We start from the raw sequence: 13,263 nt of genomic DNA on the forward strand, positions 1-13,263 counted from the left end.
GTCTCGCCGTGCCGCCACGTGCGGATGCGGCCCCTCACGCCACGGGAAAACCCCTCGATGAAGCCGCTCACACGGATCGCCTGCGCCTTTGCCCTCGCCCTGCCGCCGGGTGGCGCCGCCCTCGCCGCACAAACCGCGCCTGCAGTTGCCGGCGCGGCGTCGCCCGCCGACCGGGCCTTCACGCAGCTGGCCGACCGCTACTTCGGCGACTATTACTTCCCCACCAACCCGAGTACCGCCACCGTCGATGGCCTGCATGCCTGGGACGGCAAGCTGGAGGATTACTCGCGCGCCGGCGTGGACGCCAACATCAAGGCGCTGAAGCAGTGGGAAGCACGCGTGGCCGCGACCGACCCGAAGGCGCTCAGCCCATTCGTGCAGGGCGACCGCGAGCTGGTGCTCAACAACATCCGCAGCACCCTGCTCACGCTGGAGACGATCCGGCCGTGGCAGAAGAATCCCGACAACTATTCCAGCGGCATCACCAGCAGCGCGTTCACCCTGATGGAGCGCAAGTTCGCGCCGCCGGAGACGCGCCTGCGCGCACTGATCGCCCGCGAAAAACTGATGCCCGCGGTGCTGGCCGATGCACGCAAGAACCTCGACAACCCGCCGGAGATCTACACGCAGATCGCGCTGGAACAGCTGCCGGGCCTGGTGAGCTTCTTCCAGCACGACGTGCCGTCCGCGTTCGCCGACGTCACCGAGGCGGACCTCAGGAAGCAGTTCGCCGCCAGCAACGGCGCGGTGATCAAGGCGCTGGAGGATTACCAGGCCTGGCTGAAGACCGACCTGCTGCCGCGCTCGCACGGCGACTTCCGCATCGGCGCACAGGCCTTCCGCGACAAGCTGAAGTACGACGAGATGGTCACCCTGCCGCTGGACCAGCTGGTCGCGATCGACACGGCGAACATGCGCGCGAACCAGCAGCAGTTCGCCAAGGTGGCGCATGAACTCGACCCGACGAAGACGCCGCGGCAGGTGCTGGCCGAACTGGCCGCCGACCATCCCGCGCCGGACAAGGTGCTGGACGTGTTCCGCGGCAGCCTCGACAAGCTGGTCGATTTCATCCGCGCCAGGCACATCATCACGGTGCCTTCCGACGTGCGCCCCATCGTGGAGGAAACGCCGCCCTTCATGCGCGCCACCACCTTCGCCTCGATGGATACGCCCGGGCCCTACGAAACGGTGGCGAAGGAGGCGTACTTCAACGTCACCCTGCCCGACCCGTCGTGGAGCAAGCAGCAGACCGAAGAGTTCATGGCGCAGTTCAGCTACCCGGTGATCAACAGCGTGGCCACGCACGAGGCCTACCCCGGCCACTACATCCAGTTCCTGTGGATGCACCACCTCGACGACCGCGTGCGCAAGCTGCTGGGCGCGAACACCAACGTGGAAGGCTGGGCGCACTACTGCGAACAGATGATGCTGGACGAGGGGCTGGCGCAGTTCCTCTACCCGCACGACCGCCGCCAGCAACTGCTGCTGCGCCTGGGCCAGCTGCAGGACGCCCTGCTGCGCAACGCGCGCTTCATCGTCGGCATCAAGCTGCATACCGGCCAGATGACGATGGACCAGGCCGTGGATTTCTTCGTGAAGGAAGGCTACCAGTCGCGCGCCGTGGGCGAGGTGGAGACCAAGCGCGGCACCGGCGACCCCACCTATCTCTACTACACGCTCGGCAAGCTGGAGATCCTCAAGCTGCGCGCCGACGTGGCGAAGAAGCAGGGCAAGGACTTCAACCTGGAGCGCTTCCACGACGCCTTCATGCAGCAGGGCTTCGCGCCGATCGCGATCGTCCGCAAGGCGATGCTGCACGACGACTCGCCGGTGCTGTGACGCGGCGCATCGTCCGCGCCACCCTGCCGGGCGCGGGCGATCAGGAGGTCCGACGCTTCGATGGATGCGGCCGCGTGCCGCCACGGAGGACGACATGAGCAAGCGCAGGCTGGTCGTACTGTTCGACGGCACCTGGTACAAGCCCGAGTCGAACACCAACGTGGAACGCCTGCGCCGGCTGATCGCACCACGCGATGAAGCCGGCGTCGAGCAGCTCGTCGAGTACATCCCCGGCGTGGGCGTGGCGCCAGGCCTGGTCCACCTGCTTGGCGGCGCATTCGGCTATGGCCTGTCCGGCAACGTCAAGGACGGCTACCGCTGGCTGTGTGAACGGTGGCGGCACGGCGACGAGATCTGGCTGTTCGGCTTCAGTCGCGGCGCCTACGCCGCGCGCAGCCTCGCCGGCCTGATCCGCAAGTGCGGCCTGCTGCGCTGCGACGGCGCCATCGCCGACGGCGCCGTGACACGCGCATACGCCTTCTATCGCGACGCCGCGACCAGGCCCGGTGACGGCGACGCGGCGACCTGGCGTGCCGCGCGCTCGCTGGAGACGGACATCCATTTCATCGGCGTGTGGGACACCGTGGGTGCACTGGGCATCCCCGGCATCGCCGCGTGGTTCCCGTTCGCCCGTGCGCGCTACCAGTTCCACGACGCCGACATCAGCCACATCGTCAAGCACGCCTACCAGGCGCTGGCGCTGGACGAGCACCGCATCGACTTCGCGCCCACCAAATGGGTCCGCAACCCCGCGCGGCTGGGCCCCGGCGAGTCGCCCACCGCGAAGAAGCCCGGGCAGATCGAGGTGGAGCAGCGCTGGTTCGTGGGCGCGCACGCGGACGTGGGCGGCGGCTACGACCACGACGGCGCCGGCCGCGCGCCCGATCCGCTGCCGGATCTCCCGCTGGCCTGGCTGCAGCGCAAGGCCATGGCGGCGGGGCTGGCCTGCAACAAGCCCTTCTCGCCGGCACCCGACGCCGCGGCGGGCGTGCCGCGCGACGCCTACGCCGAATTCATGTTCGGCATCTACAGGCGGTTCAAGCCGCCGTTCGTGCGGGTGATCGGCAACGGCATCAACGAGACCGTGGACGAATCGGTATGGCGGCACAGCCGGCTCGCCAGCGACTACCGCTCGCCGACGCTGGCGCGGGCGCTGCGCGACGACGTGATCGCCGCGCCGCCCGGCGTGGCTTGACCACCGCCCTGCCGCATCGGCTAGCATGCCGATCATGAGGGAGATGGCATGCCTCCCGTCCGCTGATCTCCAGGGGACGAACCGCCCCGCCCTGCGTGGCGCAGGGGCCGATGATGCCTGCACCACCGGATTCCGGCGGCGCAGGCGTGCCTGTGTCGCGGATGCCTCGAAGCGCGGACAGGAGACATGGCACGTGAACTTCAACGGATTCATCGCGGTGGGCCTTGGCGGCGCGCTGGGCTGCTGGCTGCGCTGGCTGCTCGGCATCGTGCTCAATCCGATCTTTCCCACCGTGCCGCTGGGCACGCTGGCGGCGAACCTGCTCGGCGGTCTCATCATGGGCTGCATGATGGGCATCTTCGAGCACTTCCAGACCCTGCCGCCGGAGCTGCGGCTGTTCGTGCTCACCGGCTTCCTCGGCGGGCTCACCACCTTCTCCACCTTCTCGGCCGAGGCCGACACCCTGCTGCTGCGCCAGCAATACCTGTGGTTCGGCGGCCACGTGGCGATGCACCTGGTCGGCACGCTGGGCATGACCATCGTCGGCATCGCGCTCACCCGCGGCCTGCTGCGGCACTGACACGGAGACTGCGCGCATGAGCACGGAAAACCCTATCGACGGCGTGCAGCTGCGCTTCTACGTGCACATGCACGCGCGCCATGATGGCCTGCTGGTCTCCGAGTGGCTGCTGGAGCTGGCCAAGCGGCACAAGCTCGGCGGTGGCTCGGTGTTCCGCGCCATCGCCGGCTTCGGCCGCCACGGCGTGCTGCACGAAGAGGCCTTCTTCGAACTGGCCGACGACCTGCCGGTGGTGGTGGAATTCCTGCTGCGCGAGAGCGAGGCCGAGGCGCTGCTGCAGCAGGTGCGCGACGCCGGCGCGGCACTGGTCTACGCACGCGTGCCGGTGCGTTTCGGCTTGCTGGGCAACGAGGAAGATCGATGAGCCAGGATTCACTGAAGCAGCGCGCCGCCGAGTTGCTGGAACTTGCCGGCATCCGCATCGACGGCGACACACCCACCGACATCCGCGTGCACGACGAGCACCTCTACGCACGCGTGTTCGCGCGCGGCACGCTGGGCCTCGGCGAGGCCTACATGGACGGCTGGTGGGATGTCGACGACCTGGCGGGTTTCTTCACCCGCCTGCTCGGCTCGCACGTGGACGAGCACCTGCGGACCCTGGACACCCTGATCGCCCACCTCAAGGCGCGCTTCGTCAACCTGCAGCGCGGCGAGCACGCATTCGAGATCGGCAAGGCGCACTACGACCTCGGCAACGACCTGTTCCAGGCCATGCTGGGCAAGCGCCTGGTGTATTCCTGCGGCTACTGGGCCCAGGCCGGCAATCTCGACGACGCCCAGGCGGCGAAGCTCGACCTGGTCTGCCGCAAGCTGCGGCTGGAACCCGGCCAGCGCGTGCTCGACATCGGCTGCGGCTGGGGCGAGGCACTGAAGTACGCGGCGGAGCACTACGGCGTCAGCGGCGTGGGCATCACCGTCTCCGAACAGCAGGCCGGATTCGCCCGCGAACTGTGCAGGGGCCTGCCGATCGAGATTCGCCTGCAGGACTACCACGAGGTCGACGAGGCGTTCGACGCGGTGTATTCCATCGGCATGTTCGAGCACGTTGGCGGCAGGAACTACGGCGCCTACTTCGAGACCGTGCGGCGCTGCCTGAAACCGGGCGGCCTCTCCGTGCTCCATTGCATCGGCAGCAACGGCACGCCCGCCCAGCCCGATCCGTGGATCGAGAAATACATCTTTCCCAACTCGATGATCCCGGCGATGAGCCAGGTCGCCAGCGCGCTGGAAAACCTGTTCGTGGTCGAGGACTGGCACAACTTCGGCACCGACTACGACCGCACCCTGATGGCCTGGCGCGCCAACTTCGACGCCGCGTGGCCGGAACTGTCGAAAAGCTACGACGAACGCTTCCGCCGCATGTGGCGCTACTACCTCGGCGCCTCCGCCGCGGTGTTCCGCAGCCGCCGCGACCAGCTCTGGCAACTCACGCTGAGCCCGAACGGCGTGCCGGGCGGCTACCGCGTGCCGCGCTGAGGTCTGGATCCCGGTGTCTTCGGCGGGCCGCTGGTCACGCCTGCACGCCCCCGCCCGGTTGACTCGGGCGCCAGGCGCAACACGTCTTGAGCGCACAGCGTGCGCACTTCTCCCGTCAGCCCCCGTCAAGCTGTCCCCCATCCTCCCGATCTGGCACCATCGCCCGGCTATCCGCGCGAGTCGCGCGCCTGTTGACGCATCTACATGAACCTGCAAGCCAACTACGAACAGATCCCGCTCAAGGAATACGCCGAACGCGCCTACCTCGACTACTCGATGTACGTGGTGCTGGACCGCGCCCTGCCCTTCGTGGGCGACGGCCTGAAGCCGGTGCAGCGGCGCATCGTCTACGCGATGAGCGAGCTGGGGCTGGCCGCCAGCGCGAAACCGAAGAAATCCGCGCGCACCATCGGCGACGTGATCGGCAAGTTCCACCCGCACGGCGACACCTCGTGCTACGAGGCGATGGTGCTGATGGCGCAGCCGTTCTCCTACCGCTACCCGCTGGTGGACGGCCAGGGCAATTTCGGTTCGCCCGACGATCCGAAGAGCTTCGCGGCGATGCGCTACACCGAATCCAAGCTCAGCCCGATCGCCGAGGCGCTGCTGGGCGAGCTGGGCCAGGGCACGGTGGACTGGGTGCCGAACTTCGACGGCACGCTGGAGGAGCCCTCGTGGCTGCCCGCGCGCGTGCCGCACGTGCTGCTGAACGGCTCGATGGGCATCGCGGTGGGCATGGCCACCGACATCCCGCCGCACAACCTGCGTGAACTGGTGGCCGCCTGCATCCGCCTGCTGGACGAACCCGAGGCCACGGTGGCCGAGCTGTGCGAGCACGTGAAGGGGCCGGACTACCCCACCGAGGCGGAGATCATCACCCCGCGCCACGAGCTGCTGGCGATGTACCGGAACGGCACCGGCTCGGTGCGCGCCCGCGCGGTGTACGTGCGCGAGGAAGGCAACATCGTCATCACCGCGCTGCCGCACCAGGTCAGCCCGTCGAAGATCCTCGAGCAGATCGCCGCGCAGATGCGCGCGAAGAAGCTGCCGATGATCGAGGACCTGCGCGACGAATCCGACCACGAGAACCCGATCCGCCTGGTGCTGGTGCCGCGTTCCAGCCGCGTCGACGCCGACGAGCTGATGCCGCACCTGTTCGCCACCACGGACCTGGAAAAAAGCTTCCGCGTCAACCTCAACATGATCGGCCTGGACGGCCGCCCGCAGGTGAAGGATCTCAAGAAGATCCTCGCCGAATGGCTGGCCTTCCGCACCAGCACGGTCACGCGCCGCCTCAACCACCGCCTCGCCAAGGTCGAGCGCCGCCTGCACCTGCTGGAAGGCCTGCGCATCGCCTACCTCAACCTCGACGAGGTGATCCGCATCATCCGCACCGAGGAGGAGCCGAAGGCCGTGCTGATGGCGCGCCTCGGCCTCAGCGAGGAGCAGACCGACTACATCCTCGAAACCCGTCTGCGCCAGCTGGCGCGGCTGGAAGAGATGAAGATCAACGCCGAGCGCGACCAGCTCGAAGAGGAGCGCGCGCGCATCAACGTGCTGCTGAAGTCGCCCGCCAAGCTCAAGGGCCTCATCAAAGACGAACTACGCGCCGATGCCGAGAAATACGGCGATGCGCGCCGTTCGCCGCTGGTGGAGCGCGAGGCCGCGCAGGCGCTGGACGAGAGTGCGCTGGTGGCCAGCGAACCGGTCACCGTGGTGCTGAGCCAGAAGGGCTGGATCCGCGCCGCCAAGGGCCACGACATCGACGCCGAGGGCCTGAGCTACCGCGAAGGCGATGGCCTGCTTGCCACGGTGAAGGCACGCACCACGCAGCAGGTGGCGGTGATCGACTCCACCGGCCGCAGCTACTCCACGCCCGCACACACCCTGCCTTCCGCCCGGGGCAACGGCGAGCCGCTCACCGGCCGCTTCACGCCGCCCGGGGGCGCCAGCTTCGACGCGCTGTGCGCCGGCGACAACGACACCCGGCTGATCCTCGCCACCGACTTCGGCTACGGCTTCGTCACCCGCTTCGAGGCGCTCACCGGGCGCAACAAGGCCGGCAAGCAGATCATCTCGCTGAGCGACGGCGCCAGGGTGCTGGCGCCGCAGGCCAGCGCCGACCCTGCCCGCGACCGCATCGTGGTGGTCACCAGCGAAGGCCACCTGCTGATGTTCTCGGTGGCGGAGCTGCCGGAGCTCGACAAGGGCAAGGGCAACAAGCTGATCGAGGTGCCGAAGAAACAGCTTGCGGAAGGCGAGCGCGTGGCCGGCATCGCGGTGGTCGCCGAGGGCAAGGGCGAGGTCACCATGTACGCCGGCGCGCGCAAGCTCACCCTGAAGTGGGCCGACCTGGTGGAATACGGCGGCAACCGCGCCAGCCGCGGCGGCCTGCTGCCGCGCGGCCTGCGCCGGGTGGAGCGGATCGAGACCACCGGCTGACGGCACGTGGCCGGAACTTCCGGTCGCGGCCGGCCGTCCAAGGCATGACGTGTCCACCGCGTCGCCGCGTCACGCGTTGTACCCGTCATGTCCCCGGAGCATTCCCCCATGAAACGGCTCGTCATCGCCCTCACCGCCAGTCTGCTGGCCAGCGCGGCCCTGGCCCAGACGTCCGGCCAGCCGCTCAACCTCAAGCTGCCGCCGCAGGGCGACATGCCGCCTTCCGACCTGCCCGCCCACGGCGCCAGCGCCGCCAAACCCGCCAGCAGCAGCGCGCCCGGCGTGTACTACGGCGACACCAGCGGCCGCATGAGCGACAGCGGCGAGCGCAGCGCCAGCGTGCAGCGTTGCGACGACTCCACCTACAACCAGGCCCAGATGCACGGCAGCGTGGGCATGGGCGTGGTAGCCGGCAACCACATGAGCGGCAACTACCAGACCGGCGCGGTGAGCATCACCAAGAACCTCGGCGACTGCGACCACCCCACCGGCTCCGTCAACTTCTCGATCGGCGTGGGCCAGGGCAATTTCCACGGGCGCGGGTGGTAGGCCCACGCGGCGTGCACTCCCTGCGCCGCCGGTGACGCACCGCCCCTACCCACCACCCGATGGTGTCGTTGTGAGCGACGGCGTTTGACCGGTATCCGGGTGGCAAGCCGGCCTGGAGTGCCGACAGGCGAACGGGACCGCTAGCCTGTCGGCAGCCGATACGGGCCCCGCTTGCCGCCGATCAGCATCTGCCCCACGCCACGGCGCTAGACTTGCCGTCCCGCCCGTTCCCGCACGGACGACACGGACCCTCAGGCGATGCACGGCGAATACAAGATGCCCGGCGGCAAGCTGGTAGTGGCCGACCTCGCGCCGCGCGACGGCCGCTTCACCGGCGTGCGACTGAGCGGCGACTTCTTCCTCGAACCGGACACGGCGCTGCAGGCCATCAACGCCGCGCTGGAAGGCCAGCCTGTCGACGCCGATGACGCCAGGCTCGCCGCCGCCATCGACGCCGCCCTGCCTGCAGGCACCACGATGTACGGCATCTCCAGCGCGGCCATCGTCGTCGCGCTGCGGCGTGCGCTGCAGGAAGGAGCGCCCGCATGAGCCGCAGCGACTGGCGCGACCACGACTGGCAGCTGATCCACGCCGCGCCGCAGGCGCCGCTGCTGCACATGGCGCTGGACGAAGCCTTGCTGGCGGAAGTCGCCGAGGGCCGCCGTCCGCCCACGCTGCGGCTGTGGGAATGGGCCGCGCCGGCGGTGGTGATCGGCCGCTTCCAGTCGCTGCGCAACGAGGTGGACGGCGCTGCCGCGCAGCACCATGGCATCGAGGTGGTGCGGCGCATCTCCGGCGGCGGCGCGATGTTCATCGAGCCGGGCAACACCATCACCTATTCGATCTACGCGCCGCTGTCGATGGTCGAGGGCCTGAGCTTCCAGGAGTCCTACGCGCTGATGGATTCGTGGGTGCTGGAGGCGTTGCGCGAACTGGGCATCGAAGCCTGGTACCAGCCGCTCAACGACATCACCTCCGCCGCGGGCAAGATCGGCGGCGCCGCGCAGACCCGCCGCGGCGGCGCGCTGTTGCACCACGTCACCATGGCCTACGACATCGACGCGGCGAAGATGCTGGCCGTGCTGCGCATCGGCCGCGAGAAACTCTCCGGCAAGGGCACGGCCAGCGCGGCCAAGCGCGTCGATCCGCTGCGCAGCCAGACCGGCCTGCCGCGCGCGGCCATCGTCGAGCGCATGCTTGCCACGTTCCGCCGCCTGCACGGCCTCGCCGACGACCACATGCGCGAGAGCGAACTGGCGCTGGCGCAGGCGCTGGTGGAGGACAAGTTCGGCACCGGCGCCTGGATCGCCGACGTGCCCTGACGCGCCGCTTTCCTCCCGCCGCTCCCGCTACGCGAAAAGGGCTGGGCCTACAGCCGCGTGCACGACCACGACTGCATGCGCCCGTCCCGGTACGGCATCACGCCGTGGAACGGGCGCGGATCCGCGTCGAACACCAGTGGCAGGAAGTGGCGGTCGCCTTCCCACATCGGCAGTTCCATCAGCCGGTCGCGTTCCACCCATTCCAGCGTGCCTTCGGGGTTGCGCGTCAACGGCGTGCCTTCGTAGCGGTCGATCAGGAAGATGAAGCCCAGCCAGTCTTCGCCCTGCTTGCCGAAGCCGGGCCAGTTCAGCGTGCCGCGCAACTGCATCGACCGGCATTCGATGCCGGCCTCCTCGCGGATCTCGCGACGCATGCAGGCGGCGATGTCCTCGCCCGGCTCCATCTTGCCGCCAAGGCCGTTGTACTTGCCGAGGTGCTGGTCGTCCGGGCGCGCGTTGCGATGGATCATCAGCACCTGCGTGCGGTCGGGCGAGAGCACGTAGCCGAGCGTGGCGACGATGGGGGTGTAAGGCATGGCGAAACGGCCGCGGAAAGCGTCGATTGTAGCGGCGCCGGCCGTGCCCCCGCCGCGGACTTGCGTCGACCCGCACCGGGCGGCGACCATCGGCGGATGCGCATGATGTCCCGCCCTTGCTTCCCGGCCCGTGTCCGCCGCCGACTCTGGCTGCCCGTGTTGCTGCTGCTGGCCGGCTGCGGCGCGTCGGCACGGGCGCCAGTGAGCCGCGAGCTGAGCTTCGATGGCCAGAACTACCGGGTGGTGACGCTGGACCTGAAGCACGAGCCGCTCAGCCTGCACTGGCGCGACCCGGCCAGCGACGAGGCCTACGGCGACATCGAGACGCTGCAGCAATGGGGCGAAGCGCGTGGCCAGCGCCTGCTGTTCGCCACCAACGCGGGCATCTACGACCGCCGGAACGCGCCGCTGGGCCTGTACGTGGAGAACGGCAAGACCCTGGTGCCGCTGAACATGGCGCACGGCAACCCTGCCTCGGGCAACTTCTCGCTGCTGCCGAACGGCGTGTTCGCGATCTATCCCGACGGCCATGCCGCGGTGCGCAGCAGCGCCGCGTTCAAGGCCGACGGCAAGCCGGTGCGCTGGGCCACCCAGTCGGGCCCGATGCTGGTCATCGACGGCCAGCTCAACCCCCGCTTCGTGGATGACTCGGGCAGCCTGAAATGGCGCAGCGGCGTGTGCGCGAAGACGCCCACCGAAGTGGTGTTCGCGGTGAGCGAGGTGCCGGTGAACTTCCACGGCTTCGCGCGGCTGTTCCGCGACAAGCTGGGCTGCCGCGACGCGCTGTACCTGGACGGCAGCATCTCGCAGGTCTTCGTCAACGGCGAAGGCTACGCCGGCGCACCGGCCTTCCTGGTCAAGCCCTACGCGGGCATCTTCGCGGTGTTCGTGCCGCAATGAAGGCGCGCCGCCCGCGCTGGTGGCAGGGCCTGCTGGCCGTCGTGGCCATCCTGCTGCTGGCCGGCTTCGGCGCCGGCTGGTACCTGCTCGCCGGCAGTCGTGCCCGGCTTGATGGCCAGGTGCGCACCCGCGGCGTCGTCGCCCCCGTCACGATACAGCGCGACGCGCTGGGCACGGTCACGCTTGCCGGCAAGAACCGTGGCGACCTCGACTACGCGCTGGGCTATGTGCACGCGCAGGAACGCTATTTCGAGATGGACCTGGCGCGTCGCGACGCCGCCGGCGAGCTGGCCGAACTGATCGGGCCGGCGGCGCTGCCTGCCGATCTCGACCATCGCCGCCATCGCCTGCGTGCGGTGGCCGCGGCCGCGTATGCGCGACTGCCGCCGGCGCAGCAGCAGGAACTCGGGCGCTACCGCGACGGCGTCAACGCCGGCCTCGCCGCGCTGCGCGTGCGCCCCTGGGCCTACCTGCTGCTGCACACGAAGCCGCAGCCATGGCGTGCGGAGGACACGCTGCTGGTGATCGCGGCGATGTACCTCGACCTCAACCACGACGGCCGCAACACGCGTGAGCTGCGCATCGCCGAGATGCGGGCGGCGCTGCCCGGTCCGCTGGTGGATTTCCTGCTCGCGCCCGACCCCACCTGGGAGGCGCCGCTGGCCGGGCCGCTGTCGCCGCAGCCGGTGCCGCCCGACGCCGGCGTGTTCGACCTGCGCCGCCTGCCCGCGGCGAAACCCGTCGCCGATCTCGCCGCCGCGCTGGCGCCCGGCCATGACGACCGCCGCCCCGGCAGCAACAGCTTCGCGGTAGCCGGCAAGCTCACCGGCACCAGTGCGGCGATGCTGGCGAACGACATGCACCTGGCGCTGCGCGTGCCGGACATCTGGTTCCGCACCCGCCTGCGCTACCCCGACCCCGGCGCCCCGGGCGGCGAGCGCGACGTGACCGGAGTGAGCCTGCCCGGCACGCCGGCAGTCGTGGTGGGCTCCAACGGCCAGATCGCCTGGGGCTTCACCAACAGCTACGGCGACTGGATGGACTGGGTGCGTGTCATCCGCGATCCGCACGATCCGTCCCGCTACAAGGTGCCCGGTGGCTGGGCCACGCTGCAGACGCGCGACGAGGTCATCCGCGTGAAGGGCGCGGCGCCGCATGTGCTGAAGGTGACGGACACGCGCTGGGGCCCGATCCTGGCGCAGGACACCGACGGCACGCCGCTGGCACTGGCGTGGATCGCGCAGGAGCCACGCAGCTACAACCTCGCCCTGATCCGGCTGGAACGCACTGCCAGCGCCGCGGCGGCGCTGGACCTCGCGCCCACGTTCGGCATGCCGCCGCAGAACCTGCTGGTGGCCGACGGCGCCGGCCACGTCGGCTGGACCATCGCCGGCAACGGGGTCCCGCTGCGCGGCGACGCCGACGCCCTGCTGCCCGCCGACTGGTCGCGGCCCGGCAGCGGCTGGACCGGCTGGGCCGCGCCCACGCAGTATCCACGCGTGCTCGATCCCGCCGATGGCCGGCTGTGGACCGCGAACAACCGTGTGGTGGGCGGCGATGCCCTGGCCTTGCTCGGCCATGGCGGCCACGACCTCGGCGCACGCGCGCAGCAGATCCGCGACGACCTGTTCGCGCATGCGGACTTCACGCCCGGCAACCTGCTCGACATCCAGCTGGACGACCGTGCCGTGTTCCTCGGCCGCTGGCAGCGCCTGCTGCAGGACACCCTGGCCGGCACGCGGGACCCGGCGCTGCGCCAGCTGCGCGAGCTCACCGCCAGCTGGCGCAACCGCGCCGATCCGGACAGCGTGGACTACCGGCTGGTGCGCGCGTTCCGCAACGCCGTGCACGACGCCGTGCTGGCGCCGTTCGCCACGCGCGTCAAGGCGAAGTACCCCGACTTCGCCTGGCCCGGCCTCGGCGATCCGGAGGCCGCGGTGTGGATGCTGGTGCAGCGGCAACCGATGAACCTGCTCGATCCGCGCTACCCGGACTGGCATGCGCTGCTGCTGGCCGCCGCGCGCCGGGTGACCGACACGCTGGGCAGGCAACCGGGCGGCCTCGCCGCGCGCCGCTGGGGCGAGATCAACCACGCCGGCATCGGCCACCCGTTGTCCCGCGCCCTGCCCGGCTTCGTGGCGCACTTCCTCGACATGCCGGACGACGAACTGCCCGGCGACGACGACATGCCGCGCGTGGCGCGCCCCGGCTTCGGCGCCTCCGAGCGCTTCGACGTGTCGCCCGGCCACGAGGCGCAAGGCGTGCTGGAAATGCCCGGCGGCCAGAGCGACAACCCGCTGTCGCCGTACTACGGCGCCGGCCACGAGGACTGGGTGCACGGCCGCCCCACCCCGCTGCTGCCCGGCCCCGCACGGCACACGCTGGTGCTGGAGCCGGTGCCGTAAGGTCGGCCGGGCCGGC

General features: G+C 70.0%; 12 protein-coding genes and 1 riboswitch. Of the genes, 11 read left to right on the forward strand and 1 reads right to left on the reverse strand.

Features of this window, described 5'->3' with window-relative positions; all coding sequences use genetic code 11:
* Positions 1–57 precede the first annotated feature (57 nt).
* From ABQJ56_RS08105 to ABQJ56_RS08145, 9 genes are all read left to right on the forward strand, one after another.
* Entirely contained in the window at positions 58–1,839 is a 1,782-nt protein-coding gene (locus ABQJ56_RS08105; RefSeq protein ID WP_367844496.1) for a DUF885 domain-containing protein, read from the forward strand.
* Between the two features lie 94 nt (positions 1,840–1,933).
* Entirely contained in the window at positions 1,934–3,034 is a 1,101-nt protein-coding gene (locus ABQJ56_RS08110; RefSeq protein WP_367844497.1) for a T6SS phospholipase effector Tle1-like catalytic domain-containing protein, read from the forward strand.
* A 30-nt stretch (positions 3,035–3,064) separates the two neighbouring features.
* Positions 3,065–3,161: riboswitch (Fluoride riboswitch) on the forward strand.
* Between the two features lie 66 nt (positions 3,162–3,227).
* Positions 3,228–3,614 carry a fluoride efflux transporter CrcB gene (gene crcB, locus ABQJ56_RS08115; RefSeq protein ID WP_367844498.1) on the forward strand — a complete coding sequence of 129 codons (387 nt, stop codon included), beginning with the start codon at positions 3,228–3,230 and terminating at the stop codon, positions 3,612–3,614.
* A gap of 16 nt (positions 3,615–3,630) precedes the next feature.
* Positions 3,631–3,978 carry a DUF190 domain-containing protein gene (locus ABQJ56_RS08120; protein WP_367844499.1) on the forward strand — a complete coding sequence of 116 codons (348 nt, stop codon included), beginning with the start codon at positions 3,631–3,633 and terminating at the stop codon, positions 3,976–3,978.
* The gene (gene cfa / locus ABQJ56_RS08125) at positions 3,975–5,093 is read left to right on the forward strand and encodes a cyclopropane fatty acyl phospholipid synthase (RefSeq protein WP_367844500.1); all 1,119 of its coding nucleotides are present in this window, start codon (positions 3,975–3,977) and stop codon (positions 5,091–5,093) included. Before ABQJ56_RS08120 ends, cfa begins: the two co-directional genes overlap by 4 nt.
* A gap of 204 nt (positions 5,094–5,297) precedes the next feature.
* Positions 5,298–7,535 (forward strand): DNA topoisomerase IV subunit A, encoded by a 2,238-nt coding sequence (gene parC / locus ABQJ56_RS08130; protein ID WP_367844501.1) that lies wholly within the window; start codon positions 5,298–5,300, stop codon positions 7,533–7,535.
* 108 nt (positions 7,536–7,643) lie between these two features.
* A complete protein-coding gene (locus tag ABQJ56_RS08135) occupies positions 7,644–8,084 on the forward strand; it encodes a hypothetical protein (protein ID WP_367844502.1) in 441 nt (146 codons plus the stop codon).
* A gap of 258 nt (positions 8,085–8,342) precedes the next feature.
* Positions 8,343–8,633 (forward strand): lipoate-protein ligase small subunit, encoded by a 291-nt coding sequence (gene lplB, locus ABQJ56_RS08140; RefSeq protein WP_367844503.1) that lies wholly within the window; start codon positions 8,343–8,345, stop codon positions 8,631–8,633.
* Complete coding sequence (locus ABQJ56_RS08145; RefSeq protein WP_367844504.1) at positions 8,630–9,406, forward strand: lipoate--protein ligase family protein; 777 nt, start codon at positions 8,630–8,632, stop codon at positions 9,404–9,406. Before lplB ends, ABQJ56_RS08145 begins: the two co-directional genes overlap by 4 nt.
* 47 nt (positions 9,407–9,453) lie before the next feature.
* Here the strand turns inward: ABQJ56_RS08145 and ABQJ56_RS08150 are convergent, their stop codons facing one another.
* Positions 9,454–9,942, reverse strand: a complete 489-nt coding sequence (locus ABQJ56_RS08150; protein ID WP_367844505.1) for an NUDIX hydrolase — start codon at positions 9,940–9,942, stop codon at positions 9,454–9,456.
* A gap of 105 nt (positions 9,943–10,047) precedes the next feature.
* On the opposite strand from ABQJ56_RS08150, the gene ABQJ56_RS08155 reads away from it, so the two are divergent.
* Positions 10,048–10,842 (forward strand): phosphodiester glycosidase family protein, encoded by a 795-nt coding sequence (locus ABQJ56_RS08155; protein ID WP_367844506.1) that lies wholly within the window; start codon positions 10,048–10,050, stop codon positions 10,840–10,842.
* Positions 10,839–13,247 (forward strand): penicillin acylase family protein, encoded by a 2,409-nt coding sequence (locus tag ABQJ56_RS08160; RefSeq protein WP_367844507.1) that lies wholly within the window; start codon positions 10,839–10,841, stop codon positions 13,245–13,247. Before ABQJ56_RS08155 ends, ABQJ56_RS08160 begins: the two co-directional genes overlap by 4 nt.
* Positions 13,248–13,263: the final 16 nt, after the last annotated feature.

It is taken from the genome of Rhodanobacter geophilus, assembly GCF_040812275.1.
Taxonomy (GTDB): Bacteria; Pseudomonadota; Gammaproteobacteria; order Xanthomonadales; family Rhodanobacteraceae; genus Rhodanobacter_A; species Rhodanobacter_A geophilus.

Bases quoted from the DNA above. Each gene is read 5' to 3' on its own strand.
- parC (WP_367844501.1), top strand. From the start codon at position 5,298: ATGAACCTGCAAGCCAACTACGAACAGATCCCGCTCAAGGAATACGCC.
- ABQJ56_RS08135 (WP_367844502.1), top strand. From the start codon at position 7,644: ATGAAACGGCTCGTCATCGCCCTCACCGCCAGTCTGCTGGCCAGCGCG.
- cfa (WP_367844500.1), top strand. From the start codon at position 3,975: ATGAGCCAGGATTCACTGAAGCAGCGCGCCGCCGAGTTGCTGGAACTT.
- lplB (WP_367844503.1), top strand. From the start codon at position 8,343: ATGCACGGCGAATACAAGATGCCCGGCGGCAAGCTGGTAGTGGCCGAC.
- ABQJ56_RS08160 (WP_367844507.1), top strand. From the start codon at position 10,839: ATGAAGGCGCGCCGCCCGCGCTGGTGGCAGGGCCTGCTGGCCGTCGTG.
- ABQJ56_RS08155 (WP_367844506.1), top strand. From the start codon at position 10,048: ATGTCCCGCCCTTGCTTCCCGGCCCGTGTCCGCCGCCGACTCTGGCTG.
- ABQJ56_RS08145 (WP_367844504.1), top strand. From the start codon at position 8,630: ATGAGCCGCAGCGACTGGCGCGACCACGACTGGCAGCTGATCCACGCC.
- ABQJ56_RS08150 (WP_367844505.1), bottom strand. From the start codon at position 9,942: ATGCCTTACACCCCCATCGTCGCCACGCTCGGCTACGTGCTCTCGCCC.
- ABQJ56_RS08110 (WP_367844497.1), top strand. From the start codon at position 1,934: ATGAGCAAGCGCAGGCTGGTCGTACTGTTCGACGGCACCTGGTACAAG.
- ABQJ56_RS08105 (WP_367844496.1), top strand. From the start codon at position 58: ATGAAGCCGCTCACACGGATCGCCTGCGCCTTTGCCCTCGCCCTGCCG.
- ABQJ56_RS08120 (WP_367844499.1), top strand. From the start codon at position 3,631: ATGAGCACGGAAAACCCTATCGACGGCGTGCAGCTGCGCTTCTACGTG.